This is a genomic window from Frankia sp. CpI1-P (assembly GCF_001421075.1).
In the GTDB taxonomy this organism is placed as follows: Bacteria; Actinomycetota; Actinomycetes; order Frankiales; family Frankiaceae; genus Frankia; species Frankia torreyi.
Genome location: NZ_LJJX01000003.1, coordinates 163,714 through 189,613, shown reverse-complemented (window position 1 = coordinate 189,613; position 25,900 = coordinate 163,714). Strand labels below are relative to the sequence as shown.

Here is a 25,900-nt window from a genome sequence, read left to right as displayed (position 1 = left end):
CGGCGGTGCCAATGTTCCGCCGGCCCATCCAACCGACGCCGGCCCGGAGTCCTCCGCAGCGGCCTCGCCCGCACGCGCGTCGTCCGGACCGATCCGATCCGCCGATGCATCCGCCCGCCCCGACGAGGGCAGCGCCGAGCCACCCGGCGCCATCGCACTGCCCGGGGCGAGCGGGTCGTCGAGGGCGAGCGAGCTGCCCGGGGCGATCCGGCTGCCGGACGGTGGCTGGATCCGGCCCCGCGGGCTGCGTCNCCCCCCNCCACCGGGACCACTCCCCGATCGCGGCCTCTATCTGGGCGGCGCCCGCCTGCGACGGCGGCATGACGGTCAGCTGACCTGGCAGCACGAGTGGATCGACTGGCCGGACTTCCTCCTCCCGCGCCATCCCGCGACGGCCGCCGCCCGCATCCGCGCGCTGCACGCGCACACGCGGACGTCCGACCGGACCGAGCTCGCCTGCGGCGGTGGGGTCGGCCGCACCGGGACCGCCCTCGCCTGTCTCGCCGTGCTGGCCGGCCTGTCCCCCACCGACGCCGTCGCCTGGACCCGCGCGCACCATCACCCGCGTGCTGTCGAGACCCCCTGGCAGCGCCGCTGGATCGAGCGGTTCCCCAACCTCTGACNGATCCCGCAGTCACGCCCCCACCCCCGCGCGTCACGATCCCTCCAGGAATGATCACGGGCGGCCCGCTCACCCCGGGGCGCTACTCACCATCGGCACGCGGCCAGCCAGCGCGAGACGCCGGGGTTGCGATCCCTCCAGGGATGATCACGGACCCCATGGTAAAGCTGCAGGTCAGTGGTGCCGNCTGAGCGGTGTGCACCTTGATCATTGCAGCGGTCCGGCGGTGATGCAACTGCGCAGGTCAGGGCGTTGATCATTGCGTGGCGGGNGGCACCCTCTCCCGGCCCGCGTCTTTGGCTGGGAGTGCGGCGGCGATGGACCCGTTCGGCCAGCACGGGCCCAGGATGACTCACCTCCCGAGAGGTTTCCGCGTCCGATTCCTCTCTTCGGGCGGGCGGGGGCCACGGACAGACCATCAGAGTACTGATATATCTTCGAGTCATGACAGTCATCCCCGCGAGCCATCGCGATCTGCTGGAGCGCCCGCTGTTCGGNCACCTCGCCACGATCCGGCCGGATGGCACCCCTCAGGTGAACCCGATGTGGGTGCTCTGGGACGGCACGTTCCTGTGGTTCACGAACACCACGACCCGGCAGAAGTACCGCAACGTCACGGCGACGCCGCAAGTGGCGGTGTCCGTCAACGATCCGGAGGCGCCCTACCGGTACCTGGAGATCCGCGGTGTCGTCGAGCGGATCGACCCCGATCCGAACGCCGAGTTCTTCATGCGGCTCGCCGACCGCTATGCGATGAAGCTCGACGGGCCGCCCGCGGACGCGCCGCACCGGGTGGCCTACGCGGTCCGGCCGACCGCGGTCAGTTTCCAGTAACCCGTCCATCGGGAAGGCCGGCGCAGGGTCTGCGGCCTCCCGACGGACGGCTCGGCGCGCAGTCAGGCGGTGACGCCCTCGATCTGGATCCCGTCGAACATGACGGCTCTGGTCATCGGGAGCGTCAGGAAGGCGTGCGGGAAACCGAGCTCGACCGCGCTGGCCTGGTCGAGGCGGGTGAGCTGATCGTCGGTGAACACAACGTCGAGCGCACCCAGGTTGTCGGTGAGCTGGTCGAGGGTGCGGGCACCGATGATCGGCGCGGTCACCGCCGGCCGCCGCAGCGCCCAGGCCAGGGCCACCTGCGACGACGTCACGCCCAGCTCACCGGCGACCCCCGCGACGACGTCGGCGATGCCGAGAGAGCGTTCGGTCAGCGCGCCGCTCGCGGCGGCGACGTTACGGCGTGTTCCTGCCGCGGACGCCTCCCCGGCGCCCACCTCCAGGTCGGCCCGGGAGTACTTGCCGGTGAGCACTCCGCTGGCCAGCGGCGACCACGGGACGACTCCNAGGCCCATCTCCGCGGCCATCGGGATGAGATCGCGTTCTCCGGTCCGCTCGACCAAGCTGTACTCGATCTGCAGGGCGATCAGCGGCGACCAACCGCGTAGATCGGCGATCGCCTGCATCCGGGCCACCTGCCAGGCGGGGGTGTCCGAGATCCCGACGTAGAGCACCTTGCCGGCGCGAACGAGGTCGTCCATCGCCCGCAACACCTCCTCGACGGGAGTGGAACCGTCCCACGCGTGCAGGTAGAGCAGGTCCAGATGATCGGTACGCAGCCGGCGCAGGCTCGCCTCGACCGAGCCGACCATGCTCTTGCGGTGGTTCCCNCCGGAGTTCGGGTCGCCGGGACGCCGGGTGACCGTGTACTTGGTGGCCAGGACGAGTTGTTCTCGCCGGCCGGCCGCGAACTCGCCGAGCAGGTGCTCCGCGGTGCCGTCGGTGTACTGGTTCGCGGTGTCGACGAAGTTGCCNCCGCGGTCGACGTAGGCGTCGAAGATCCGGCGTGCCTCGTCGGTGTCCGCCCCCCAGCCCCAGTCGGCGCCGAAGGTCATCGTGCCGAGGGCCAGCGGCGAGACGCGCAGGCCGGAGCGGCCGAGTAGGCGATAGTGATCGAGAGCCAGGGGCACAGTGAATTCCTCCGTCTGGGCGGGTTCACGGCCACGGACGTCATCGTTCGCGGCCGCTGTCCACGTTGCGCCCGAGCGGGGACGGCGGGAAGGGAAGATGTTTCCTGGGAAGGTCTCTCCCAGGAAACCGGCGGCCTGGATCCCGGAGATCGCGGAGGTCACGACGAGGATGGACGCTGCACGCGACACGACGAGGATGGACGCTGCACGCGAACTGGCCGTCTTCCTGCGCGACCGCCGCGAGCGGACGTCGCCCGTCGAGGCGGCCGGGCCCGCCGGCCGGCGCCGCTCGCGGCGCACCCCCGGGCTGCGTCGCGAGGAGCTCGCCGAACTGGCCGGCGTCAGCGTCGACTACGTCACCCGCGTGGAGCAGGGCCGCCTGCACCCCTCCCCCGAGGTGCTCGACGCGCTGGCCCTCGCCCTGCGGCTCAGCCCGGACGAGCGGGCCTACCTGTTCGATCTGGCCCGGCTGCGCCCGACTGCGGCGGCGGCCCGAGCACGGGTCGACCACGGTTCCGTCGACGGCACAGGCAACGCGCATCCACTGGCCCGCCTCGTGCACGACCTGTCCCCGCTGCCGGCCATGCTGTTCGACCACCGTTTCGACATCCTCGCCTGGAACCCCGAGATGGCCGGGCTGATGCAGCTCGACTTCGGCGCGCTGCCGGACCGGCAGCGCAACACCCTGTGGCTGTGCGTGCTGCATCCCGCCCTGCTGGAGTTCTACCGGGACCGGGAGCAGATCCTGCGCGAGGGGATCGCGGACCTGCGCGCCGCGTGGGGTGCTCATCCCGATGATCCATCGCTGATCCGTCTGGTCGACGACCTGACGACGGGCAGCGCCGAGTTCGCCCGGCTGTGGGCCATGCGTGACGTCCGGGTCAACGGACGCGGGCGCAAGCGGCTGCGGCACGGCCGGTTGGGACCCGTCTGCGTCGAGTTCGAGGTCCTCTGTCCGATGCAGGATCCCGACCAGCGCCTGGTCATCTACCGGGCGGGCGATGCGCCGTCCCGGTCCGCCCTGGAGACGATCGCCCGCGAGGCCGCCCTGGAGCGGGAGGCCTCCCCGGCGCTGGTTCCCGCCGACTGAGATTCGTTCCCGACCGCGTTCGCATCCCGCTCACATGCGGCCGTCGCATCGTGGGTCTGCCAGCGCGCCGCAGCGGCGCGCGACGCCGGATCGGTCGGCGACCGAGTGCTGGTCGCCAGGTCCGAGCACGGCGTGCGGGCGCCACCGGGAAAGGACGGCAGAGATGGGCAAATTCCTGACGGGACGGCGGGGTGCGGGTGTGGCGGCGGCGGGGCTACTCGGGCTCGGCCTGGGGGTTGGTCTCGGGTTCAGCGGTACGGCCGCGTCCGCCGCGCCGGTGCCGGTAGCGCAGACCGCCGCGGCGGCACCGACCTCCGCGGCGGTGCCGCCGTCCACCGAGGACCGCCCGAAGCCGGCCGAGGCACGCCGGCTGCGGCGCGAGCACCGCCTGGCCGAGCGCGGCCTGCACGGCGAGGCGACCATCAAGACGGCCAAGGGCTTCCAGGTCGTCGACGGGCAGCGTGGCAAGGTGACCGCGATCAGCGCGACCTCGATCAGTGTGACCAGCGAGGACGGTTACGCGGCCAGCTACGTCATCGACGGCGACACGAGGTTCCGCGCCGACGGGAAGTCCGCGAAGGTCACCGACATCCACCAGGGCGCGACCGTCACCGTCCGCGCCACGGTCGCCGGCAACACGCGCACCGCGACAGCCGTCGCCGACCCCAAGGGCTGACACTCGGGCGGCCCGCTCCGCCCGCTCACGCCGACGGGGCCGGGCCGCCGTCCGCCGGGTGTCCGGGCTTGCCCGGCCGGTCGCCCGAGCCGGGCGGGTCCGGCGCTCGCACCATGCGGCACCGCGGACATTCCGCACCGGGCCGCAGCATCGTCTTCAGGCCCTGGCGAGGCTGACGACCCCGGTGTTCCGGGCACCGAAGGTAGATGAAATCCGCCTGTACCGGCACCGACCTTTTCATCGCGGCGGGACCTTTCCGCTACCCCCGCATTCCCGACATTTAATGTTGGCATCACCGTCGAAAAGTCCGTCCTCGTCGACCTCGGCCTGCGGACGGGTCTGGTACCGGGTCCCGTTGCAGGACGGGCAGGTCATGAGGCCCAGGACGAGCTGCTCATCAGGCGGCCGGAAGTACCGGCTGGATCTCTTGCGCTCTCTCGCCACGCGATCGAGCGTGCCCGACGCACCGAATTCCGTCCAGGCTGTCCGGATACCGGCAGACGCATGAGACAACACGCCTTCCGACCGTCCGACGCCGATCATGCGATGCCGGATCGGCGCGGTTTGAACCATTCCCGAAGGGGCCGGTCCGCGGTTTCTCGGCACGGGGCGGCCACGGCCCGCGGGCCTCAAACCGCCATCCGGGCAGCGAAGGATGGACCGCAGCCACGGCGNCGAGGCACGCCACGGCGGGCAGATCGACTCCTTCGCCGCCATCCCCGGATCACCAGTCGGACTGGCGGCCAGAAGGGCCCCGCTCGGGCGCGGCGGGACACCGGACGTCCGCGTTCGTCCCGGTCTCATACGATGACCGATCGAGCGATCTGATCCATCACGACAGCCGCCGATCGGGATGATCCCCGCCCGGCGACCCGGCATCCCGGTCCGCCCCGTCCTGACCCGAGCCCGCCCTGNGGCGGCGCGGGTGGAACGCCGAGCCGCGTCCGCCGGGAGAAGGACGAGGCCAGGATGATCGACGGCAACGCCCATGTACGCACCAACCGGGCTCGGTGGAACGAAATCTCCGACGACTACCAGCGCCTGAACGCCCCGCAGATCCGCCGGCAGGCGTTCACCGGCGACATCTCCTGGGGGTTGTGGGCGATCCCGGAGTCCAGCCTGGGCGTGCTGGGCGAGGTCGCCGGGCGGGACGTGCTGGAGATGGGGTGTGGCGGGGGGCAGTGGTCGACGGCGCTGGTCCGCCGGGGCGCCCGCGCGGTCGGGCTCGACCTGTCGGAGCGGCAGCTCCTGCACAGCCGCAAGCTCGCCGCGGACACCGGGCTGACCTTCCCGCTGGTACAGGCGAGCGCGGAGTCGGTGCCCTTCGCCGACGAGTCGTTCGACATCGTCTTCGCCGATCACGGCGCGTTCTGCTTCGCCGACCCGCTGCGGGCGATGCCGGAGGCGGCGCGGGTGCTGCGCCCGGGTGGCCTGCTGGCCTTCAGCCACGTCAGCCCGATCTACGAGATCACCGTGCGGCCGGGCCGGGACACCCCCGGCACCCGCCTGATCCGGGACTACTTCGCGCTTCGCCTGCTGCCCGAGGCGGACGGCCTGGTCAGCGCGAACCTGCCCTACGGCGCGTGGATCAGGCTGTTCCGGGACTGCGGTCTCGTCATCGAGGACCTGCTGGAGCCGCGCCCGTCGGCGCCGGCCCACGACGGCCGCGACGGGCAGCAGGTGTACGACGTGGAGGCTGCGGGCGGGTCGACCCGGGAGCGGGCCGAGCAACCCGAGCGGGGTGACGAGGCGTGGGCCCGGCGGTGGCCGTCCGAGTGCATCTGGCGCCTGCGCAAGCCAGCCCGCTGAGCCCGACCGAGGTGAACGGCCCGACCGAGGTGAGCGGCCCGGACGTCGCGGAGGCCGCGCTGCTGGCGGGCATGGCGCGGCTCGCCGACCGGCTGCGCCCGGACCAGGCCGGCGGCCCGCCCGCCGTGGTGTCGCGGCGCGACGACCGGCTGATCGTGCGCTGCGGCGAGGTGGTTCTCAAGGCACACGCCGACACCGCCGATCCGGACCATCTCGCGGCCCGGTTGCGCTTCGCCGCCCGGCCAGCCCTGCGCCCCGTGCTGCTCACCCCGCTGGAGCTGGCGCCCGCGCCGGGAACGTACGCGGTTCGCCTCGGCGCGCACCAGGTCAGCGCCTGGCCGGCCGGGGCGAACCTGGGGACCGAAGACGCCGACGACGCTCCCTGGGAGCAGGCCGCGGCGTTGCTGGCCCGGCTGCACCGCGTCCCGGTGAGCCCGACGGACCTGACCGAGCTGCCGCCGGCCACGGTGCTGCGCCGACTCACCGACCGGGTGACCCGGTTACGCCGCCATGTCGGCCACCCGCTCGTCGATCCCGTCCTCGCCGCCTGGGCCACACTGACCGAGCCCTCGCCGTCGACGCCCCCGCCCGCGCTCGCCTCGACGACGCCGCCGTCCCCGCCCGCGATCCGGGCCGGGCGGCCCACCACTGTGATCCACGGCGACTGGCACTTCGGGCAGCTCGTCGCCCTGCCCGCGGCCGGTTGGCGGATCATCGACGTGGACGACCTCGGACTCGGGGATCCGGCCTGGGACCTGGCCCGGCCCGCGGCCTGGTTCGCGACCGGCCTGTTGCCGGTGGAGATGTGGGCGCGCTTCCTTGATGCCTACGCGGCGTGCGACGGCCCGGCGGTGGCGGACCCGGACGATCCCTGGGCGGCGCTCGACCTGCCCGCGCGGGCTCTCACGGTCGAGTACGCCGCCACCGCCGTCGCCGCCCACCTCGCCGCCGACCCGGAGACCGGGCCGGACGAGGTCGGTCTGGCCTTCGTCGACGCCTGCGCGCGCATCGCGGGGACGGTCGGCGACGCGTCGCGATCCCGACTGCGCAACGGATGATCTGACGGNGGTCGGTACGCTACCGGCGACGTCGGATGTCTCCCGCATCGAACGGCAGGTTGTGCCCCGTGAGCTACACGCTTCAGTGTCCCAAGTGCCACGCGATGATGCGGACCTACAACCGCAACGGCATCCAGATCGAGCAGTGCGACGGCTGCCGCGGCATCTTCCTGGACTACGGCGAGCTGGAGGCCCTCACCCGGCTCGAGGCGCAGTGGTCCCAGCCCGCGCCTCCCCCGCCGCCCGCGCCGGCGCCGTACGCACAGCCGGGGCACTACGCACAGCCCGGCTACGCCCAGCCCGCGTGGGGCCACGGCGGCCATGGCGGCCACGGCCACGGCGGCCATTACAAGCATGGCGGCTTCGCCCGGATGCTGTTCTCCTCCTGAACGTCTCCGCCTGAGCGCCGGCCTCCCCAGCGCCGGCCCGCCTGGGCTCAGCCGGGGCGGGGCGCCAGGAAGCGCCGGACGTCCGCGGCCTCGGCGCGCAGCGCCTCCGCCACCGCCGGCCCCCAGTCCGGCGGGTCGGTGAACGGCGCGAGCTCGACGCGGCCGGCGGGCATCGACCAGGTTCCCGCCGCCCGCCCGTCGACGAGGATCACCGGTCGGAAGATGCCGTTGACCGTGACGGCCCGCCCGGCCGCGCCCAACCAGTCCCGCCCGTCCCAGCCGTGCAGGACCGGGTCGAACGGGCCGAGCAGGCGCGGCGCCGGCAGGCCCGGCGCCGGCCCGTCGCCACGGGGCAGGTCGAGCCGGCCGTCGGCGCGCGTCACCAGGTCGGCGGCGACGGCGGCGAGGCCGCGGCGGGCGTCCCGCAGCGGCAGGCCCACCCAGCGCGCCAGGTCGCGCTCGTCGGCCGGGCCGTGTCCGGCGAGGTAGCGGCGGGCCAGCTCGGCGAGGGCGGCGTCCCGGTCGAACTCCCGCAGCGGCGCGCCGAGCCAGTCGCGGACCAGCACGTAGTTCTGCTCGGTGCCGACGACGGGTCCGCGCACCACGAGGCCGCGCGTCGCGGCGACGATGAGCAGATAGATCATGGCCTGCCCGGCAGTCGGAACCCCGGCCGCCTCGACCCGTTCCCGCAGCTCGCCGCGCGACAGGGGGCCGTCGTCGGTCAGCGCACGTTCGATCCGGGCCACGCCCCGCTCCGCGGCGTCCGGCGAGACGCCCTCCTGCGCCAGCCGGCGCCGGATCTGCGCGGCCATGGCCGGCGCGGTCAGCTCCCGCAGCCACCAGTGATCCTCGGCCCGCACGAGGTGCAGGGTGCCGCGGTTGAGCCAGGTCACGACGAGCGACCGGTCGTCGGACAGCGCCCGGTCGACGTCGGCGGCATGCAACCCGCGGGTCCGGGACCGGATCGCCAGCCGCAGGCCGCGGGGATCCTGGCCCTGCACGGCGAGCAGGCGTCCGACGACGTCGACGGGGTCCCGGGCCGGTGTCCCCGTCAATCCCTGAGCCGCCAGCCGGGCCGCGGCGAGGGCGCCCCCGTCCGTCGCCTGCGCACCCGTCATCCATCCAGCCTGCCAGCCGGCCTGTCCACCCGACCGCGCGGTACCCGGTGGTGTTGACTGGTACGCATGCCACTCACCGGAGAGTATGAGCCGAGTCCCGCGCAGTGGGTCCGTGACCAGGTCGAGGAGTACGAGAGCTCCGGCGGTACCCGNGGCACCGTCCTGCAGGGCCTGCCCGTCATCGTCCTGACCACCCGCGGGGCGAAGTCCGGCAAGATCCGCAAGACGCCGCTGATGCGGGTCGAGCACGACGGCGCCTACGCGGCGGTCGCCTCCCTCGGCGGCGCGCCCAAGCACCCCGTCTGGTACTTCAACATCCTCGGCGACCNGCACGTCGAGCTCCAGGACGGCCCGGTCCGGCGCGACTACGTCGCCCGCGAGGTCACCGGCGACGAGAAGGCGCAGTGGTGGGAGCGCGCCGTCGCCGCCTTCCCGAACTACGCCGAGTACCAGCGCAAGACCGAGCGCGAGATCCCGGTCTTCGTGCTCGAGCCCACCGCGGACTGACCCGCGCCGGCCGGCGCACCCGGCGGCTCACGGCGGCTCACGCCGCGGCGCACCTGGCCGGCGGGGCCATCGGGGTAGGTACGTGCCCAGGCCGCCGCGGCCCCCGGCCGGGGGCCGCGGCGGCGGTTCCGCCGCCACCGGCGGGAGCTGCGCCGGCGCGCCGAGCAAGTAGGACAACGACACCGCCGCGATGCTCTGCGCGGTCAGCATGGCGACCAGGATGATCACCTGGAACCGGGCCGCGGCGGCCGGGGAGGCGCCGCCGAGCAGCGCGCCGACGAACGTCCCGGGCAGCGAGACGAGCCCGACGGTGCGGGTCTGGTCGAGCGGCGGGACGAGCGCCTCGGCGACGCTCTCGCGGGCGATGTCGACGACGGCCCGCCGCGGCGTCGCGCCGAGCGCCAGCCACGCCTCCACCTCGTCGCGGCGGCGGCGCAGCCCGTCGGCGAGCCGGCGGCCGGTCAGCGTGCAGGCCGTCATCGTCCCGCCGACCACGCTGCCGGCGAGAGCGACGAGGTTGCGCACGGTCGCCTCCACCGCGCCGGCGGCGAAGACCAGGCCCAGGGCGACCGTCGCGCCCAGCAGGCAGGACACGCCGACCCGGCGGACGACCGCCGGGAAGCCGGCCAGCCGGCGCGACGCGGTCCCCACGGCCGCCGCCAGCATGACGGCGAGCACGGCAGCCGCGGCCGGCGGCGCGGCGAACACCCCTCGCAGCGCGAGGCCGATCACGGCGAGCTGGACCACCGCGCGGGCCGACGCGGTCAGCACGTCCCGGCGCCGCGGCACCCGCGCCCAGGTCAGGCAGGCGACGGCCGCGGCGAGCAGCAACCCGAGGCCCACGACGAGCCGCAGGTTCGCCTCGACATCCACGCCGGCCCCCTCGCGCCGACGCTACCGCACCGGCCGGCCCGTTTCCGCGTCCCGGGCGTCGTTCGAGGTCGTCCGGGGAAGGCTGCGAGTCGGCCTCATCCGGCACTCGGGGACAGCGCGCCGAGTAGCTCGACCGTGCGGGCCCGCTCCGCCACGCCGGCGATCTGCAGGTTGGCCAGGACGTGGGTCGCACCCGCGGCGGCNAGGCGGCCGAGTTCCCGCTCGACCTGCCGTTCGTCGCCGATGATCGCGACCTCGGCCGCGGAGGCGACCCCTTCCCGGTCCAGCATCGCCCGGTAGGAGGGGATGGACTCGAACAGCGCCAGCGACCCGGCCGCGCGCTCGCGCACCTCGTCCGGCTGGTCGGTGACGCAGACGGGCAGGCCGACGGCGACCTCGGGAGCGGCTCGCCCCGCGGCGGCGTCGATGATCGCCGGGACGATGTGCTCGCCGATGGTCCGCACGCCCGCCAGCCAGGTCACCGTGCCATCCGCCACCTCGCCGGCGACGCGCAGCATGGCGGGGCCGAGCGCGGCGACCAGGACCGGCGGTGGCGGCACGGCCCCGGCCACCCGCGCGCCCACGCCGCCGATGACCGCGGTGGCGGTCTCGCCGCGGACGTCGGCGGCGCCGTCGCGCAGCAGCGGGAGCAGCGCGGCCAGGTACTCCCGCATCCGCAGCGCCGGCCGGTCGAAGGGCAGCCCGAAGCGCTGCTCGACGGACGCGCGATGCCCGACGCCGAGGCCGAGCCGCAGCCGGCCGCCGGTCGCCGCCTGCGTCGTCTGGGCCTGGCTGGACATCGCGATCGGATGCCGCCCCGGAATGATTGTCACCGCGGTGCCCAGCGTGATCGCCGGGATCTCCCGGCCGAGCAGGGCGAGCGCGGTCAACGCGTCGAGGCCGTAGCCCTGCCCCAGCCAGAGCGACGCCAGGCCGGTGCCGGCCGCCCACCGGGCCCGTGCGACGAGGTCGTCGACGGCATTGGGGACGTCGAGAGCGGGGGGCTCGAGGACCAGACCGATAGGGATCATGACAGAAAGATAGTTCGAGATTTCCGAACTATCAAACCGTCTGCCGTATGNTGACGCCGTGCGACGCCTGCCCCATCCGGCCACCGCGGATCTCGACCTGGCGGTGATCCTGCATGCGCTGGGCGACCCGGTCCGGCTCGAGATCGTCCGCCGCCTGCGCGCCCANCCCGACGTCACCTGCGCCCCGGCGGGCCTGGACATCCCGAAGTCGACGCTGTCGAACCACTGGCGGGTCCTGCGCGAGGCCGGCCTGACCTCGACGACCGTGGATGGCCGGCAGCGGCGGATGCGCCTGCGCGCCGCCGACGTCGACAGCCGCTTCCCCGGCCTGCTCGACGCCCTCACCGACCGCGCGGCCCTCACCGACCGCGACGCCCCCACCGACCGCGCGGCCCTCGCCGACCGCGTGGTCCACGGCACCGCCCTGACCTGCCAGGAGGTGATGAATCAGTTGCTGGCCGGTGCCGGCGACGGCCGTTGGCTCGAGCTCACGGCGTTGTTCGACCCGGATGCGGTCGCGGCCTTCCCCTTCGCCGACCCGGCCGGCCCGCTGCCGCGCCTGCTGCGCGGGCGCGACGAGATCGCCGACCGGCTGCGGAGTCTCAGCGAGCTGGGGTTGCAGGTCGTCGCCGGCGACGCTCGGATGCATGCCGCCGGAGCCGGGTGCGTCGTCACCGAATGCACGCTGCTGGGCCGTCTCCCGGGCGGGTCGACCTGGCCTGCCCTGCCGGCCGCGCTCGTCACCGACGTGCGGGACGGGTTCATCGCCGCCATCCGCGGCTATTTTCTGGATCACCCCCGCTACCCAGACTGACTCTCTGATTCTCACCTCTCACCGAAAGAGAGCTCGGTCGCCGCTCCTCGTGACCGCCGTTCCCTGCATCGCCGAGGCCGGAGGCGACAAGCATGGCGCGGTTCCGCGGTTCCGCGGAACCGCAACGATCGCCGGGGCTCAGGCCGCGCCGGCGTGGCAACCTGCCGNGCGAGGTGTCCCGTCTGACGGGTTCGGCCGCAACCTTCTACCATCCGTCGTAGACAGGGGCACGGACGACCGCGCGGCGGGACGCGCGGCGAACCCGGAAGGGGCGGACGGATGCGGGCGGACGGCGGGTCGGGGCACGGCCGATGATCGACGGACTGGCGGCCGCGTCCATCGCCTGCGCGCTCGTGGCCGGGGTGGCCTGTCTGCTGCAGACCTGGCGGGACCGGGCCGTCGGGGTGGGGCTGCTGGCCGCGGCCGGGGTGGTCGAGGCCGTCCTGCTCGCCCAGGTGATCGCCGCGATCGTCGTCGTGGCCCGGGGGTCGCACGCCGACCAGCCGGTGAACTTCGTGCTGTACCTGATCGCCTCGGTCGTGGCGCTGCCCGTGGGCGTGTGGTGGTCCCTGGGTGATCGGTCCCGGTGGGGCAGCGGGGTGCTGGGCATCGCGTGCCTCGCCGTCGCCATCATCGTCGTCCGGCTGGGTCAGGTCTGGGAGANCACAGGTGGAAGCACAGGTGGATGAGACAAGGTCGGTGGATGAGACAAGGCCGGCAGGCCCGGCGGAGCGCGGCCGCGGCGGCTCGCGGACGGCGGGCGGGCCCGGGCGGATCCTCGTCACGGTCTACGCGATCTNCGCGGTGGCCGCCTGCTCGCGGTCGGCTGTGCAGATCTCCACCGAGTTCGACCACGCCCGGCTGGCCTACCTGCTCTCGGCGTTCGCGGCCGTGGTCTACGTCGTCGCGACGGTGGCGCTGGCCCGTCCCGGCGCGGCCTGGCATCGGGTCGCCGTCGCCGCCTGCGCGACCGAGCTGGCCGGGGTGCTCGCCGTGGGGACCGCGAGCGTCGTGGACTCGGCGGCGTTCCCCGACCAGGCGGTCTGGTCGAACTACGGCAGCGGCTACCTGTTCATCCCGGTCATCCTGCCCGTTCTGGGCCTGACCTGGCTGCGCAGGTCCGCGGCGCGGGAGCGGGTCGCGGATCGACCGGCCCGGGAGTCGGCCAACCCCTGACCGGACGTCCGGCGGGACCACCATCCCCGGGGCCGGCCATCTCGTAGGTTCGCGGTATGCACACCCTTACCCGGGACGAGGCCGTGACCCGCGCGAATCTGGTGCGCGTCGACGGCTACGACATCGAGCTGGACCTGACGGCGGCCCGCGCGTCGACGGAGTTCGGCTCGACGACCAGGGTGCGCTTCAGCCTGCGCGACCCGGCGATCGGTGCCGGGACGGCGACGTTCGCCGAGCTCAAGCCGGTCACCGCGCACCTCCTGCGGCTCAACGGCCGGCTCCTGGACCCGGCGGCGCTCGACGGCAACCGGCTGCCACTCACCGACCTCGTCTCGTCGAACGAGCTCACGGTGACGGCGACGATGCGCTACTCGAACACGGGTGAGGGGCTGCACCGGTTCACCGATCCCGAGGACGGCGAGGTGTACCTGTACGCCCAGACGTTCCTCGACGACGCCCAGCGGATGTTCGCCTGCTTCGACCAGCCCGATCTCAAGGCGCCGGTGCGGCTGACGGTCCTGGCGCCCCCCGACTGGGTGGTGCGGGCCAACGGGGNGGGCCGGCAGACCGCCCCGGGCCGCTGGGAGTTCACCGAGACCCCGCCGCTGGCCACCTACTTCGTGACGGTGGTCGCCGGGCCGTACCACGTCGTCGAGGACAGCCACGACGGCATCCCGCTCGGCCTGGTCTGCCGCCGCTCGCTCGCGCCCTACCTGGACGCCGACGCGGCGGAGATCTTCGACGTCACCCGGGCGTGCCTCGACCGCTACCACGAGTTGTTCGCCGACCGCTACCCGTTCGGCACCTACGACCAGGCGTTCGTGCCGGAGTTCAACGCCGGCGCGATGGAGAACCCGGGCTGCGTGACGTTCCGCGACGAGTTCGTCTACCGCTCGGCGGTGACCGACACCGAGCGCGAGCTGCGCGCCGTCGTGATCGCCCACGAGATGGCGCACATGTGGTTCGGCGACCTGGTCACCATGCGCTGGTGGGACGACCTGTGGCTGAACGAGTCGTTCGCCGAGTACATGGGCTACCGGGTGACCGCCGAGGCGACCCGGTTCACCGAGGCGTGGACCAGCTTCGCCGTCGGCCGCAAGGGCTGGGGCTACGCCGCCGACCAGCGGCCCTCCACCCATCCGGTCGCGCCGGCGAACGTCGACGACACCGCGCTGGCACTGCTGAACTTCGACGGGATCTCCTACGCCAAGGGCGCCTCCGTGCTGCGCCAGCTCGTCGCCTGGGTGGGTGACGAGGCGTTCCTGACGGGACTGCGTGCCTACTTCACCCGCAACGCCTACGGCAACGCCACCCTGGCCGACCTGCTGGCCGCGCTGACCGAGGCGAGCGGGCGCGACCTCACCGGCTGGGCGGAGCTGTGGCTACGCCGAGAGCAGGTCAACACCCTGCGCCCGCAGGTCACCGTCGACGCCCAGGGCCGCTACCAGCAGGTCACGGTCGTCCAGACGGCGCCGGAGGCGTACCCGACGCTGCGCCCGCACCGCCTCGGCATCGGCGTCTACGGCCCAGCGGACGGCGCCGGCCGTGACGGCGGCAGTGTCGTCGGCAGCGGCAACGCCCTCGACGGCACCGGCACCGGCACGGGCAACGGCGACGGCGGCGAGACCGACGAGGGCGACGCCGCGCCGATCGAGCTGCTGCGCCGGGTCGAGGTCGACATCGACCCGGCCGCGGCGGACGGGCGGACCACGGTCACCGCGCTGGCCGGCACCGCGGCCGGCCGGCTGCTGCTGGTCAACGACGGCGACCTGACCTACGCGAAGGTGCGGTTCACCCCGGCGGACCTGGCGGCCCTGCCGGCCGTGCTGCCTCGGGTGGCCGATCCGCTGGCCCGCGCGATGATCTGGGCGGCGACGGCCGACGCGACCCGCGACGCGCAGTGGCCCGCGGCCGACTACCTGGCGCTCGCCGCCTCCGCGCTGCCCTCGGAGACCCAGCTCGCCGTCTTCGAGGACGCCCTGCGCTTCGCCCGCGCCACCGCGCTCACCCGCTACCTCGCCCCGTCCGCCCGGCCGGCCGCGGCCGCGCGACTGCACGCCGCGTGTCTGCGGGCGCTGGCGGACGCCGCCCCCGGCAGCGGCCGGCAGCTCTCGGCCGCGCGCGGCGTCATCGGCTGCAGCGGACCCGGCGAGGTCGACGGACTCGCCGCCTGGCTCGCCGGGCAGGACGTGCCCGCCGGGCTGCTCATCGACCCGGAGCTGCGCTGGACGCTGCTGCACCNCCTGGTCGTGCTCGGCCGCGCCGGCGAGACCGAGATCGCAGCGGAGGGCCGGCGCGACCGCAGCGCCCGCGCCGCCNAACACGCGGCGCGAGCCCGCGCGGCCATCGCGGACGCCGCGGCCAAGGCGCGCGCCTGGGAGCTGATCGTGGCCGACGACAGCGCGTCCGCGCGGCTGATCGGGGCGACCGCCGAGGGCTTCTGGCAGCCCGAGCAGGACGACCTCACCGCCGACTACGTCGCCCGCTACTTCGAGCAGATGCCGGCGATGAGCGCGCGGCGCACCCCGCACGCCGCCCGCCAGATCGCCACCTTCGCCTACCCGCAGTACGCCGTGTCTGCCGGGACGCTGCGGGACGCCGACGCCCTGCTCGACCGGGGCGGCCTCGACCCGGTGCTGCGCCGGGTCGTCATCGACGCGACCGACGAACTCCGCCGCGCCGTCCGCGCCCGCGCCCGCACCTGAGCCGATCGGCGCCATAAGCGGACCCGAAAGGTCCGCAACAAATTTGTCATCCCGCCGACGATCGCCTGCGCGAACCGAATCCTTCGGGCATAGTTGCCGCAGAAACAATCGTTGGCGGGATGGGGGCGGCATGGCAGTCGGCGCACAGGCGCCCAAACAATCGACCGGCCATGGCGTGACGGCGGCCGGTGTTCTTCTGCTCGGCGCCGCCGTCGCCGTGTCGCTGGGCGTGTATGCGAAAGTCCATGACCCGGTCGGCCGGCCCGTGTTCACCCTCGGCTTTTCCGGAATGCTGCCGATGAAGGCGTGGCTGACGACGGCGGCCGCGCTTCTGCTGATCGTCCAGCTCATCACGGCGCTGTGGATGTGGGGCCGGCTGCCCGGCGCGGGACCGGCCCCTTCCTGGGCCGGTGGGCTGCACCGATGGAGCGGCACGGCCGCGTTCGTCCTGACCCTGCCGGTCGCCTTCCACTGCATCTGGGCGCTCGGTTTCGCCGACACCGATGCCCGCGTTCTGGTGCACAGTGTGGTCGGCTGCCTCTTCTACGGCGCCTATGCGGCGAAAATGCTCGGCCTGCGGGTGCGCGGCCTGCCCGGGTGGGCGCTGCCGGTGCTCGGTTCCACGGTGCTGGCGTCGCTCGTCGTGCTCTGGCTGAGCGCTTCGCTGTGGTTCTTCACCCAGTCCGGAATTCCCCATGTCTGAGCCGATGCTCCCGGGCCCGATATCGAGGAAGCGACGATGACCCAGGAAGCACCGAGCCGGCGAACCATTGTTCCGGGAATCGCGGTGACCGTGGCCGCCGGGGCAGTCGGCTACGTCGTGGCAGATCACAGTGACGCGGCGAAATCGTCGTCCGGCCGGTCCGGCGACCACGGCCGGACGTCGGCCGCCGCCGGCAGTTCCGGAAGCTCAGGCGGCTCAGGCGGCTCAGGCGGCTCAGGCGGCTCAGGCGGCTCGGGAAGCTCCGACGCTTCGGGCGGTTCGGGCGCGGGCGGTTCGAGGGGCAAGGGGGCGCCGCTGGCCCGGGTCGGCGACGTGCCGGCGGACGGCGGGCTCATCCTCGACGACGCCGGCATCGTCCTGACCAGGGACGCCGCCGGCAAGGTCCAGGGCTTCTCGAACGTCTGCACCCACCAGGGCTGCTCGGTGAACGCGGTGTCGAAGGGCCGGATCCGCTGCCCCTGCCACGGCAGCGCCTTCGACACCCGCACCGGCCAACCCGTCGCNGGCCCGGCCAAGGCACCCCTGCCCCCCGTCGCGGTGACCGTCCGCGGCGACGAGATCTTCCCCGCCTGACAGTGAGGATGTAAGCGAACCCCGCACCAGCCGACCAACCGCACCAATGCGCCCGGCCAACCTGTCCCGGCCCGGCCTGTCCCGGCCGACACCCGCCCAGCCGACCCCAGCCCCGCCACCGGCCGGGCCGCTTCGAGAGGACCAGCAGTGGACCCGACAGGGCTGCGGATCGTCACCCCGGCCGGCGAGACCGTCCTACCGCCCGACCGCGAGCACGTCGTCGGCCGCGGCCGGGACTGCGACGTCGTCCTCGCCGACGGCCGGGTCTCCCGCCGCCACCTGCGGCTCGAACCCGGCGGCGACGGCTGGCTCGCCCGCGACATCAGCTCCAACGGCATCTGGGTCAACGGCACCCGCAGGGTCAGCGTCCCCCTCACCGGCGGCGAGGTCCGGGTGCACCTCGGCGCCGCGAACGGCCCACTCGTCGTTCTGATCCCCCCNCCCCCAGCGCCCCGCCCGCCCGCCCCACCCGCCGCCCCTGACGTCGCCGACCAGGAGACCGTCCTCGCCGGCCAAGGCACCCCCCAACCCCCACCCGCTTCCCTCCCCCGCCCCGCAGCCTCGCCACCGGGAACACCGGCGGCAGGCCGTGCCCCGGTGCCCAGCCAGCCGCCGACGTACGGACAGCCGGTGCCCGCCCAGCCGGGACCGCCGGACGGGGCTGCCGGAACGTCCGGACGGCGACCACTCGCGCGCTGGCTGCACGCGCTACCGACCCTCGTCTGGCTCGCCGCGGTCGNCTTCGCCCTCGGCGCACTGCTCGCGCTTACCTGAAGCTGTGATTCCTCCACCAAGGACGGTCAGCGAGATTTCGCCCACAGAACGCCGCGAACACCTCCCACCGCCCATTTATTTCAATCAGTCGAGCCGCATTCTTATGATCTGACGGGCGTGGACGGCGTAAATCAGCGCTGCCCAGCCCAGTCGGGCAGTGTCGGCCAGCCAGGTGACATCCTGGGCGAGGCACTGCGATGCACCCGAGGCCGCGATCGACAAAAACATTCGGCGCGGTGCGGACGTGGACTCATTATGGGTGCAGATCTTCCGGCAACACAAGGCAGCGAGGGTCACGTCGGAACATCGGGAGCGCCGCGACCTGGGAAAACGGACANGGCACGGCAAGTGGCGTACTGGAACCAGATCGCCGGCTCGCCCCCTGGGGCACGCTGTCCACCAGGGTCTTTCACCCGCGTCACGGACGGTAGGAGTGCCGCCGGCGCTTGACCATCTCGATCATGACGAGACGTTTGTCGTCGTCGATGCTATAGATCACCCGGTAGGTGGCCCGGCGCGCCGACCACAGGCCGTCGAAGGGCTCGTGCAGCGNCTTGCCCACCCGACGCGGCTCCTCCCGCAGCGGGCCGGTGGCGAGTTTCAGCACCGCGGACGCCACCGACTCCGGCAGCTCCTCGGCGATCGCCCGACGTGCCGAACGCGACCACTGCACGTCGTAGAGATCGCTCACGCGCTCTGTTGACCTCGTTCACGGAACGCCGCGAGCACCTCGTCGGTCGTGTAGACCCCGCCTCGGGCGATCTCCTCACGGGCCACCCGGAGAGAGGACACCGTCTCGGCGTCGGAGAGGATCTCCAGAGTCTCGTGCAGACTCTCCCACTCCTCCACCGAGACGACCACTGCCGCCGGCCGGCCGTTGCGCGTCACCGTCACCTGGTCGTGCTGCTCCTGAACCCGGGTCACCAACTCGGACAACCGGGCCTTGACCTCCGCCAACGGGAGCGTATCCATGGTCAGAATTATAGTCACCTGCCCCGGCGGACGGAGACAACCGCTGGGACGCGTCAGGGCCGCAGTGGGCGGGCGGGATGTCGGGGCGGCAGCCGGGAGGGAGGACACGGCGGATCTCGATCTCGCCGTTGCCGAAGGACTTCAGCACCACCGAGTGGTGCAGGGCTTCGGCGACGATCGGGACCTCGGCAAGCACCGAGTCCGGGGGCTTGCCCATCATCAGGTAGTCGACGTCTTTCCAGCCGTGCGGGAAGTGGCCGCGGACCTCCGGATCGAGGTCGAGCTTGTAGAACCACACCGGCAGCGGTCGGCGNCCGNCGACCACGAGATCGGTCCAGGCGATGTCGTCGGTGATGACCGTGCCATTGTCGTGGATGTGGGCAAGGAACCAGCGGGTGGCGTCTCGGCTCGGGGCGCTCGCGTCCACCGTCAGCGCCGTGTGGATCTTCGGCGTCCAGTCCCAGGCCAGCGTCACCACCGAGCCGACCACGGCCACGGCCACCGCACCTCGACGCAGTCCGGTCCACACCGCCGTCAACCATCCCGGCACGCCCCGCGCGCCGCCGTCGCCGTCGCGTTCGCCGTCAGCACCGGCGACTCGCAGCGGGGTGCGGGGCAGCGCGGCGTCGAGGAGGCCGGCGGCGCACAGGGCCGCGAACGGCAGCATCGCGGTGACGTACGGGTTGGGCAGGTAGCCGTTGCGGAAGATGAAGCCGAACTGGAGCAGCAGCAGCGCCGAGACCACCCGTAGGCGGCGCAGGGCGAGCAGCGGCACGGCCGCGGCGATGCCCGCCAGCACCAGGTACGGATCCAGGTCCAGCCAGGAGCGGACCACGTTGTAGGTGTCGCTGCCGGTGTCGAGCACGCTGCCGCTCGGCGCCCGGTCGAACAACTGCCAGCGCACCGCCCATTCCAGCGAGACGTGGCCGGGCCCCTCGAACAGCTCGTTCTTCGCCGCCGCGTACAGGATGTAGATGCCGCAGATCCCGAGCAGGCAGCCGAGGAAGTTGCGCCGCACGAACCGCCAGTTCCGCGAGTCCCGGTGTTGCCAGAGCAGCACGTACAGCCCGGGCAGGAACAGCAGCGTCGTCTCCTTGGACCAGAACGAGAACGCCATGAACGTCCCGGCGAGCGCCGCCGCGGCCACGCTGCGCCGCGGGGAGGCCGCGCAGACGAAGGCGGCGAGCAGCCACATCACCGCGATGTTGTCCAGGAACGCCATCCGCTGGTACCACAGCGCGAGTGGCGACAGCGAGAAGACCAGCAGCGCGAGGCCGGCGAAGAACCGGCGCAGGCCCAGCAGCCGGCCGAGCCGGTACAGCAGCACACAGCTCACCAGGTGCAGCAGGAACATCAGCTCGCGGGCGGCGGTGACCGCCGTCGCCGCCCGGTGGAAGCCGTCGGTCAGCTTCGTGTAGATCGCGATGAGCAGCCAGCCGCCGAAGGGGTGGTCGTACCAGTAGGTGTAGTGGGCGATGCGGTTCCAGTACTGCATCGAGTAGGCCTGGGCGGCGTAGGTGCCCTCGTCGTCGGTGACCCGCCCGGGCCAGCCGTCGAAGTTGACCCCGTGTACCACCGCGACGATCGGCAGGAGCACTGCGAGCAGGGCGAGGCTGCGCCGGTGGGCTCGCGCGCCGTCCGCCACCCGCGCGCTCAGCAGCCGGGCCCGGTCGGCGGCCCAGGCGGCGGGGCTCGACGCCACCGGCCGTGGCAGGGTCTCGTCGAGAGCGTCGAACACGTCGGGGACGGTCACGATGCCGCCTCCAGCCCGAAGCGACCCGTGCCGGCCCCGGCACCGTGATGGGCACCGGAATGCGACGTCTTCTCCCACTCCAGTCGGCCGCGCACCAGGCGGGCGGTGGCCCGCACCGCGGCGATCGACAGCGCGAGCTGGTAGAACGGCGCGCTGAGGATGAGCCGGACGCTGTCCCACCGGCCGACGGCGAGCTCGTAGGCGTCGGTGAACTCCCGGAAAGCGGCCTGTTCCGAGAAGACGGTCATCACGGAGGCGGCCAGCGGCAGCCAGAACACGATGACGAGGCCCGTCGGCGCCGCGAGGAACAGCGTGAGGACTCCCGAGACGGGTAGCAGCACCCCGGCCATCGCCTGGAAGAACGGCATGGCCAGCATCTCCGCCGCCATCATCCGCTGGCGGCCCCCCGGCAGCAGGCGCCAGTCCCCCTTGAACAGGACCTGCATGAACCCCATCATCCAGCGGGTGCGCTGGACGATGAGCTTCGTCAGGCTCTCCGGCGTCTCCTCCCGGGTCGTCAGGTCCGGGTGGTAGAACACCGTCGTGCGGATGCCCGCGACCGAGGCCCGCACGCCCAGGTCGCAGTCCTCGGTGAGGCAGGCGACGTCCCAGCCGCCGAGCCGCTCCAGCACGGACCGGCGGATGAACACGGTGTTCCCCCCGAGGGGGATGAAGCGCGCCCGTGCCTGGAAGCGCAGGCGGGACATGAACCAGATGTAGTACTCCAGGCAGTTGCGGGCCCGCCACCAGGAGGTCCCGGTGTTCCACCGGCGCAGCGCCGCGCGCAGCCGGCCGACGCCGGCGGGCCGCGGCTGGCGTCCCGGGCCGCGCACGTTCATGAGCTGGACGCCGCCCTGGAAGATGCCGACGTCGGCCTGGCGCAACGCGAGGGTGTTGACGTAGGTGAGCAGGCCGCCGGCGATGAGCGACTCGGCGTCGACGATGCCGACGATGTCCCCGGTGCAGTGCCGGCGGGCGTCCTCCAGGGACAGCGGCTTGCTGCGCTGGCTGCCCTGCGGCGCGATGACGCGGACGTTGGGATGGCGGGCGGCGATCTGCTCGGCGATGCGCCGGGTCGGCCGGTCGACCTCGTCGTGGGAGACCATCACGACCAGTTCCAGCAGGTCGGCCGGGTAGTCACCGGCGAGGATCTGGGTCAGGGTCCGGCCGAGGATCGGCTCGTCGCGGGCGGGAATGATCAGCGAGAACCGGTGGCGCGGCGCCTGGACGTCGGCGAGGTCGACGTGGTGCACCCGCTCGGGTAGCTGCCAGCTGTACTGGCCGCGGACCAGGGTGAGGATGGCGACGAGCAGCATCAGCAGCGACACCCCCGTCCACGCGGCGAGCAGCACCGCGTGGTGATGCTGTGCCGCGCGGACCGCCAGCGCCGCGGCGAGCGGCGCGGCGGCCAGGACGGACAGCGCGCGACGGCGGTGGCGCGCCGCGGGCACGGGCGGCTCGTGCCGGGACAGCAGCAGCGTGCCACCCATCGCCNCCGCCGCCCCCAGCGTCGCGGCGAGCCAGCCGGGCAGGTCGGGGCCGTCGACCGAGGCGACCCGCAGGTCCGGGGAGCCGGCGACCGTGAACACGTACCAGCCGACGGACTCGCAGGCGAGCTGGACGATCCGCGGCAGCCGGGCGCCGCGGTGATCGACCCGCCCGGCGGCGCGGACGACGGCGAGACCGCCGCCGGCACCACCCGGTCTCGGCCAACCCGCGGCCGGGCGGCGGGGGCCGGCGCGACCGAACGTGCGGGGCGCGAGGACGGCGAGCGCGGCCGGAACCAGGTAGGCCAGGCCGTCCTCGACCGCCAACGGGCCGGCGAACAGGGCGGCGAGCGCAACGTGCAGCGCGATCCCCCAGGCCGCCGTCGCCAGCCGCCGGCGACGGGCGGACACCCGCGGGTCGCGGTGGTTGTGCGCCGATGAGAGCCGGGCCGCGCCGGACGGAACCGCGCGGGGCCGCGGTGCTTCGAAGTCGGATGTCACTGGAGTACCTGCCTGACGGGAAGGGGACGCGGCGGCATGACGCCGGGAGGCCGAAGCGCCGGGATGCCGGAGCGGCGGAGATGCCGGACTGGCGGAGATGCCGGACTGGCCGGGTGCCGGCCTGGCGGGTCGCAACGGCGGGATGCCGCCGCGGGCGGCGCGTGCGCTCCGGGATTGCGCGCCGTGGAGGCTGGGGTCGGATCAGAGGGCGGCGACGAGCCTCGGCAGGTCGGCGACGTAGTCGGCGACCGTCGTGTCGGCGAAGTAGCGCACGCGGACGCGGTCGTCCGGACCGATTCCGAGGACCTGCGAGGCGTGGCTGACCAGGTACGCCGGGCCGCCGGCACCGGCACCGGCACCGGCACCGGCGGCCGGGTCGGCGAGGGCCACCGGCACGCCGACCGCCTGCTGCGCCGCGTCGATCTGCGCCGGGGTGCCGGTCAGCCCGACGAACCCGGCGTCGAACTGGGCGAGCCAGCGGCGCAGCACCGCCGGGGTGTCCCGCGCCGGGTCGGTGGTGACGAAGACGACCGTCACCTTCGCCGCGATCGCGGGCCCGGCGACCTGTCGGGCCGCCGCAAGGTCCGCCATCGTCGTCGGGCACACGTCGGGGCAGTGCGTGTACCCGAAGAACAGCAGCGTGGCGCGGTCGGCGGTGGCGCGGGCGAAGTCGTAACGATGCCCGGCGGTGTCGGTCAGGACGAACGACGGGCGGGGCACGGCAACCCCGGGCACGGTGCCATGCCAGCCACCGCCGGCCGTGGCCGCCGCACCGGAACCGGACGGCGGCCCGTCGGCCATCCCCGCGGACGCGCCGCCCGCGGAACCGGCCCCGCCGCAGCCGGTGAGCGCACCGATCCCGACGGCGGCGACCAGCGCCACCATCCCCCGCCGCGCCATCACCGGCACGTCGTCACGGCGCACAGAGCACCGTGCCCCGTGCGGCCGCGGGCGCCGCGCCGGCGAGCCGCCGGGTGTCCTGACCGGTGACCCGGACGGACCCGATTCCCTGTTCTCGCAGGTAGGCGCAGTCGAGGCGCCGGCCGGGCGGCGGGGTGCGGGGCACGCAGATCCGCCGGCCGGTGTCGGCCGCGACGTAGTTGTAGTCGCAGCCGTCCAAGCCGACCGGGACCGGGGAGGGCCTACCGTTACCTCGGGGCACGACCCGACCGGACAGCCCGGCGGCCGGCGCGACGGCAGCGACGATGCCCTGTCCAGCGGAGTCATGGCCAGCAGAGTCATGGCCGGCGGAGTCCTGTCCGGCGGGACGGGGATGGCCGGAGCCGCCGCCGGGCCAACCACCATGGCCGATCACCCCGGCGGCGCCGTTGACGAGCGCCACCGCGAGGGCGATCGTCACCAGCACCCGCCGCCGCCCCCCGGCCGCGGGAACGGGCGGGATGGGCGGGACGGGCCGGATGGGCGGCCCTCCCAGGTGCACGCTCAACCGACCCGCACCCATCGGGCGACCGAGGGAACCCCGGCGGTGTTCTGGGCGAACATCATGTAGTACCCCGGCGGAAGCAGGTTCGGATTATCGGGGACGTCGACCGAGATCTGGCCGCCCTGGCTGCCGNCCGAGACCGGCAGGTCGACGCTGCGCTGGTTGGGATCGGCCTGGTGGGTGACCGACGCGGGCCGCAGCAGCGTGACCCGGCCGATGTCGCCGTCGACCGTCAGCGCCTGCCGCGAGCCGTAGCCGAACGTGTCGGCCGCCTGGGTGATCGCGGGCCGTTGCNGGTCCATGTACCACGGCCGGTAGACGGAGATCGCCTGGCTGAACGACCCGTCGAGCGGGTTGTTCCCCACCGCCGCGACACTGCCGTCGGGCAGCAGGAACGCCTGCGAGTGGTAGGTCCGGTCCTGGGGGTCCGGCGGGACGGAGGTGAAGGTGTTCGCGACCGGATCGTAGATCGACGCCTCGTGCACCGGGTCGNAGCGCAGGTGCCGTCCGCCGCCGGTCTCCAGGACCTTCCCGTCGGGCAGGATCACGGCGCTGACGTACATCTTCGCCGCGGGCAGATCCGGGCCGGCCTGCCAGTGCGGGTCGGGCTGGCGCAGGTCGATGAGGTCGGTGGCGTCAATGGCGTCGGCCCCGGCGTCGCCGTTGCCACCGCCCAGGGTCAGCACCCGCCCGGCCTGGGCCGGCGGGAGCAGCACCGAGGCGCCCTGGTCGCGCAGGTTCACGTGGCGCAGGCCCGGCACGTCGTTGACCGTCGCCGTGGCCGGGTCGTAGATGTTCGAGCCGGCCTCGGTCGGCGCGTTGCCGAAGGTGTGGACGCCGGCGTAGAACAGCCGCCCGTCCGTCATCAGCTTCAGCTCCGGGTAAAGGCCCCAGAAGAAGTACGTCTGCGGCACCTGGGCGTCGGGGAGCCAGGTCTGCCGGGAGCTGTCGAACATCTCGGTCGCGACGCTGCCGGCCGCGTTCTGGTCCAGGCCGCCCACGGCGAGGACGTTGCCGTCGCCCAGTTCGGTCAGGCTAGGATACCAGTGGCCGCCGCCAGGCAGGTCGTTCGTCGCCGTGTACGTGTCGGCCACGGGATCGAAGACGTAGCTCTTCTCCAGGCCCTTGTAGTTGGCCGTCGCGGTGGAGTAGGCGGCCGTTCCGCCAGCCAGCAGGATTCGACCGTCCGGGAGCTGGACATGGCCGGAGCAGAAAAGGTCATCCGCAACAGGAACATCTTTGAACTGACCCGTATTCGGATTCCAGACGGTGGACTTGAAGGTGTGCGCGTCGAAGGCGGACAGGTCGTTTCCGGAACCGGCGACCAGCAGCACGTTCCCGGTGTGCAGGACGCTGGCGTGGACCGATCGGACGGAGCTCGGATAGCTGAGCGTCTGCCAGGATCCGCCGCAGTCGGAGGCGCAACCACCCGGCGGCGGGGGCGGGACGGGACCGGGGTCGCCGCCGCCGGTGTAGTCGACGCGGATCTGCGCCCCGCCGGCCCGGTCGTAGTACTCGGTGACGATCGTGTGGACGCCCGCGGTCACCGTCGGGGTGGCGGTGAAGGTGGTCGGGCCCTGGTCGTTCCAGCCGTCGATCACCCGGGTGTCGTCGACGTAGACACGCACCCCGTCGTCGGCGGTCGCGGTGATCGTGATCGGGCCGGCGGCGAAGCGGTCGACCCGAGTCCAGCGGGCGGAGAAGGCGTCCGGGCCGATGCCGGCCACGCCCGGACCGCCGTCGCCGTAGTCGTGGTGCAGGCCGGTCTCGCAACGCGCCGGCGTCGGCGTGCCGGCGAGCGTGACGTTGCCGAAGTACTGGGCCGACCATTGCAGGC

At 73.4% G+C, this 25,900-nt stretch carries 21 protein-coding genes and 18 pseudogenes; 22 read left to right on the top strand and 17 right to left on the bottom strand.

Annotation, left to right across the window (positions count from 1 at the left end):
* Nucleotides 1–259 precede the first annotated feature (259 nt).
* The 3 genes and pseudogenes from FF86_RS39485 to FF86_RS03410 all read left to right on the top strand — a co-directional run.
* The coding region (locus tag FF86_RS39485; RefSeq protein ID WP_304438093.1) for a protein-tyrosine phosphatase family protein at nt 260–622 on the top strand (363 nt) is incomplete at its 5' end.
* A gap of 444 nt (nt 623–1,066) precedes the next feature.
* Nucleotides 1,067–1,119: pseudogene (locus FF86_RS61805) on the top strand (PPOX class F420-dependent oxidoreductase); the annotation flags it as partial.
* 1 nt (nt 1,120) lies between these two features.
* On the top strand, nt 1,121–1,456 hold a 336-nt coding region (locus tag FF86_RS03410; protein ID WP_242418094.1), incomplete at its 5' end, for a PPOX class F420-dependent oxidoreductase.
* Between the two features lie 62 nt (nt 1,457–1,518).
* Here FF86_RS03410 and FF86_RS64935 read toward each other — a convergent pair.
* From FF86_RS64935 to FF86_RS64920, 4 pseudogenes are all read right to left on the bottom strand, one after another.
* A pseudogene (locus tag FF86_RS64935) lies at nt 1,519–1,965 on the bottom strand (aldo/keto reductase); the annotation flags it as partial.
* A gap of 1 nt (nt 1,966) precedes the next feature.
* Nucleotides 1,967–2,289 (bottom strand): annotated as a pseudogene (locus FF86_RS64930) (aldo/keto reductase); the annotation flags it as partial.
* A gap of 1 nt (nt 2,290) precedes the next feature.
* Nucleotides 2,291–2,433 (bottom strand): annotated as a pseudogene (locus FF86_RS64925) (aldo/keto reductase); the annotation flags it as partial.
* Between the two features lies 1 nt (nt 2,434).
* Nucleotides 2,435–2,589: pseudogene (locus FF86_RS64920) on the bottom strand (aldo/keto reductase); the annotation flags it as partial.
* Between the two features lie 169 nt (nt 2,590–2,758).
* Here FF86_RS64920 and FF86_RS03400 point away from each other — a divergent pair.
* The 5 genes from FF86_RS03400 to FF86_RS03380 all read left to right on the top strand — a co-directional run bounded on the left by FF86_RS03400 (nt 2,759) and on the right by FF86_RS03380 (nt 7,611).
* Nucleotides 2,759–3,679, top strand: a complete 921-nt coding sequence (locus tag FF86_RS03400; protein ID WP_199865647.1) for a helix-turn-helix domain-containing protein — start codon at nt 2,759–2,761, stop codon at nt 3,677–3,679.
* A gap of 163 nt (nt 3,680–3,842) precedes the next feature.
* Nucleotides 3,843–4,355, top strand: coding sequence for a hypothetical protein (locus FF86_RS03395; protein WP_044886784.1), 513 nt, complete (start codon nt 3,843–3,845; stop codon nt 4,353–4,355).
* A gap of 969 nt (nt 4,356–5,324) precedes the next feature.
* Nucleotides 5,325–6,164 carry a class I SAM-dependent methyltransferase gene (locus FF86_RS03390; RefSeq protein WP_044886783.1) on the top strand — a complete coding sequence of 280 codons (840 nt, stop codon included), beginning with the start codon at nt 5,325–5,327 and terminating at the stop codon, nt 6,162–6,164.
* Nucleotides 6,131–7,222 (top strand): phosphotransferase family protein, encoded by a 1,092-nt coding sequence (locus FF86_RS34120; protein ID WP_157866926.1) that lies wholly within the window; start codon nt 6,131–6,133, stop codon nt 7,220–7,222. The genes FF86_RS03390 and FF86_RS34120 overlap by 34 nt, the downstream gene beginning before the upstream one ends.
* A 68-nt stretch (nt 7,223–7,290) precedes the next feature.
* Nucleotides 7,291–7,611, top strand: coding sequence for a zf-TFIIB domain-containing protein (locus tag FF86_RS03380; RefSeq protein ID WP_199865451.1), 321 nt, complete (start codon nt 7,291–7,293; stop codon nt 7,609–7,611).
* A gap of 47 nt (nt 7,612–7,658) precedes the next feature.
* Here the strand turns inward: FF86_RS03380 and FF86_RS03375 are convergent, their stop codons facing one another.
* Nucleotides 7,659–8,729: a winged helix DNA-binding domain-containing protein gene (locus tag FF86_RS03375; RefSeq protein WP_044886781.1), complete on the bottom strand. Its 1,071-nt coding sequence runs from the start codon at nt 8,727–8,729 to the stop codon at nt 7,659–7,661.
* Between the two features lie 66 nt (nt 8,730–8,795).
* Between FF86_RS03375 and FF86_RS39480 the strand changes: the two are divergent.
* From FF86_RS39480 to FF86_RS39470, 3 genes and pseudogenes are all read left to right on the top strand, one after another.
* Nucleotides 8,796–8,881 (top strand): annotated as a pseudogene (locus FF86_RS39480) (nitroreductase family deazaflavin-dependent oxidoreductase); the annotation flags it as partial.
* Nucleotide 8,882: 1 nt separating this feature from the next.
* Nucleotides 8,883–9,057, top strand: a pseudogene (locus FF86_RS39475) (nitroreductase/quinone reductase family protein); the annotation flags it as partial.
* A 1-nt stretch (nt 9,058) separates the two neighbouring features.
* Nucleotides 9,059–9,236, top strand: a 178-nt coding sequence (locus tag FF86_RS39470; RefSeq protein WP_242418117.1) for a nitroreductase/quinone reductase family protein, incomplete at its 5' end; no start/stop codon positions are given.
* A gap of 27 nt (nt 9,237–9,263) precedes the next feature.
* Here FF86_RS39470 and FF86_RS03365 read toward each other — a convergent pair.
* From FF86_RS03365 to FF86_RS03360, 3 genes and pseudogenes are all read right to left on the bottom strand, one after another.
* The gene (locus FF86_RS03365) at nt 9,264–10,109 is read right to left on the bottom strand and encodes an ABC transporter permease (protein ID WP_044886779.1); all 846 of its coding nucleotides are present in this window, start codon (nt 10,107–10,109) and stop codon (nt 9,264–9,266) included.
* A 95-nt stretch (nt 10,110–10,204) separates the two neighbouring features.
* Nucleotides 10,205–10,312: pseudogene (locus FF86_RS61800) on the bottom strand (hypothetical protein); the annotation flags it as partial.
* A 1-nt stretch (nt 10,313) separates the two neighbouring features.
* Nucleotides 10,314–11,140: TIGR03564 family F420-dependent LLM class oxidoreductase (locus FF86_RS03360; RefSeq protein WP_242418093.1), on the bottom strand; the 827-nt coding region annotated here is incomplete at its 3' end.
* Nucleotides 11,141–11,198: 58 nt separating this feature from the next.
* On the opposite strand from FF86_RS03360, the pseudogene FF86_RS63935 reads away from it, so the two are divergent.
* The 11 genes and pseudogenes from FF86_RS63935 to FF86_RS39440 all read left to right on the top strand — a co-directional run.
* Nucleotides 11,199–11,305 (top strand): annotated as a pseudogene (locus FF86_RS63935) (transcriptional regulator); the annotation flags it as partial.
* A 1-nt stretch (nt 11,306) separates the two neighbouring features.
* On the top strand, nt 11,307–11,954 hold a 648-nt coding region (locus FF86_RS31100; protein ID WP_242418092.1), incomplete at its 5' end, for a helix-turn-helix domain-containing protein.
* Nucleotides 11,955–12,754: 800 nt separating this feature from the next.
* A partial coding sequence (locus FF86_RS64915) for a hypothetical protein (RefSeq protein ID WP_396229744.1) occupies nt 12,755–13,130 on the top strand: 376 nt, incomplete at its 5' end.
* A 56-nt stretch (nt 13,131–13,186) separates the two neighbouring features.
* A pseudogene (locus tag FF86_RS39465) lies at nt 13,187–13,685 on the top strand (aminopeptidase N); the annotation flags it as partial.
* A 1-nt stretch (nt 13,686) separates the two neighbouring features.
* Nucleotides 13,687–15,371: pseudogene (locus FF86_RS39460) on the top strand (M1 family aminopeptidase); the annotation flags it as partial.
* A gap of 1 nt (nt 15,372) precedes the next feature.
* Nucleotides 15,373–15,448, top strand: a pseudogene (locus FF86_RS39455) (hypothetical protein); the annotation flags it as partial.
* 1 nt (nt 15,449) lies between these two features.
* The coding region (locus FF86_RS39450; RefSeq protein WP_242418091.1) for an ERAP1-like C-terminal domain-containing protein at nt 15,450–15,835 on the top strand (386 nt) is incomplete at its 5' end.
* A gap of 130 nt (nt 15,836–15,965) precedes the next feature.
* The gene (locus tag FF86_RS03335) at nt 15,966–16,538 is read left to right on the top strand and encodes a DUF6529 family protein (RefSeq protein WP_044886775.1); all 573 of its coding nucleotides are present in this window, start codon (nt 15,966–15,968) and stop codon (nt 16,536–16,538) included.
* A gap of 36 nt (nt 16,539–16,574) precedes the next feature.
* A pseudogene (locus FF86_RS03330) lies at nt 16,575–17,062 on the top strand (Rieske (2Fe-2S) protein); the annotation flags it as partial.
* Nucleotide 17,063: 1 nt separating this feature from the next.
* A pseudogene (locus tag FF86_RS39445) lies at nt 17,064–17,132 on the top strand (Rieske (2Fe-2S) protein); the annotation flags it as partial.
* 147 nt (nt 17,133–17,279) lie between these two features.
* Nucleotides 17,280–17,572: pseudogene (locus FF86_RS39440) on the top strand (FHA domain-containing protein); the annotation flags it as partial.
* Nucleotides 17,573–18,324: 752 nt separating this feature from the next.
* On the opposite strand, the pseudogene FF86_RS64910 reads toward FF86_RS39440, so the two are convergent.
* From FF86_RS64910 to FF86_RS39425, 9 genes and pseudogenes are all read right to left on the bottom strand, one after another.
* A pseudogene (locus FF86_RS64910) lies at nt 18,325–18,458 on the bottom strand (type II toxin-antitoxin system RelE/ParE family toxin); the annotation flags it as partial.
* Between the two features lies 1 nt (nt 18,459).
* Nucleotides 18,460–18,579 (bottom strand): annotated as a pseudogene (locus FF86_RS64905) (type II toxin-antitoxin system RelE/ParE family toxin); the annotation flags it as partial.
* Nucleotides 18,580–18,593: 14 nt separating this feature from the next.
* Nucleotides 18,594–18,863: a type II toxin-antitoxin system Phd/YefM family antitoxin gene (locus FF86_RS31425; RefSeq protein ID WP_201784165.1), complete on the bottom strand. Its 270-nt coding sequence runs from the start codon at nt 18,861–18,863 to the stop codon at nt 18,594–18,596.
* Nucleotides 18,864–20,627: 1,764 nt separating this feature from the next.
* Nucleotides 20,628–21,947, bottom strand: a complete 1,320-nt coding sequence (locus FF86_RS03310) for a glycosyltransferase family 2 protein (protein WP_242418116.1) — start codon at nt 21,945–21,947, stop codon at nt 20,628–20,630.
* Between the two features lie 873 nt (nt 21,948–22,820).
* The gene (locus tag FF86_RS03305; RefSeq protein WP_236705657.1) at nt 22,821–23,543 is read right to left on the bottom strand and encodes an SCO family protein; all 723 of its coding nucleotides are present in this window, start codon (nt 23,541–23,543) and stop codon (nt 22,821–22,823) included.
* Nucleotides 23,533–24,060 carry a hypothetical protein gene (locus FF86_RS03300; RefSeq protein ID WP_236705674.1) on the bottom strand — a complete coding sequence of 176 codons (528 nt, stop codon included), beginning with the start codon at nt 24,058–24,060 and terminating at the stop codon, nt 23,533–23,535. Before FF86_RS03300 ends, FF86_RS03305 begins: the two co-directional genes overlap by 11 nt.
* A 2-nt stretch (nt 24,061–24,062) precedes the next feature.
* Nucleotides 24,063–24,195 (bottom strand): annotated as a pseudogene (locus FF86_RS39435) (galactose oxidase-like domain-containing protein); the annotation flags it as partial.
* A 1-nt stretch (nt 24,196) separates the two neighbouring features.
* Nucleotides 24,197–24,299, bottom strand: a 103-nt coding sequence (locus FF86_RS39430) for a galactose oxidase-like domain-containing protein (RefSeq protein ID WP_242418115.1), incomplete at its 3' end; no start/stop codon positions are given.
* A 257-nt stretch (nt 24,300–24,556) separates the two neighbouring features.
* Nucleotides 24,557–25,898, bottom strand: a 1,342-nt coding sequence (locus tag FF86_RS39425; RefSeq protein WP_255355686.1) for a PA14 domain-containing protein, incomplete at its 3' end; no start/stop codon positions are given.
* Nucleotides 25,899–25,900 lie beyond the last annotated feature (2 nt).